Genomic DNA, 434 nt, shown 5'->3' with positions numbered 1-434 from the left:
AAAAAACAATAAATCTGTCAGTGACAGAATGAGTTTAAGACAAACAATTATTTTAATGAGAGTTTGATCCTGGCTCAGGATGAACGCTGGCGGCGTGCCTAATACATGCAAGTAGAACGCTGAAGCTTGGTGCTTGCACCGAGCGGAAGAGTTGCGAACGGGTGAGTAACGCGTAGGTAACCTGCCTCTTAGCGGGGGATAACTATTGGAAACGATAGCTAATACCGCATAAAAGTCGATATCGCATGATGTTGATTTGAAAGGTGCAATTGCATCACTAAGAGATGGACCTGCGTTGTATTAGCTAGTTGGTGAGGTAACGGCTCACCAAGGCGACGATACATAGCCGACCTGAGAGGGTGATCGGCCACACTGGGACTGAGACACGGCCCAGACTCCTACGGGAGGCAGCAGTAGGGAATCTTCGGCAATGG

General features: G+C 48.4%; 1 rRNA gene. It reads left to right on the top strand.

Annotation, left to right across the window (positions count from 1 at the left end):
- Positions 1–51: 51 nt before the first annotated feature.
- Positions 52–434: ribosomal RNA gene (locus tag HMPREF2832_RS00005) — 16S ribosomal RNA — on the top strand; the annotation flags it as partial.

The sequence above is a fragment of the Streptococcus sp. HMSC073D05 genome, from assembly GCF_001812015.1.
Classification (GTDB): Bacteria; Bacillota; Bacilli; order Lactobacillales; family Streptococcaceae; genus Streptococcus; species Streptococcus parasanguinis_D.
The sequence above is the reverse complement of the archived record's forward strand: the minus strand, read 5'-3'. Positions and strand labels throughout refer to the sequence as shown.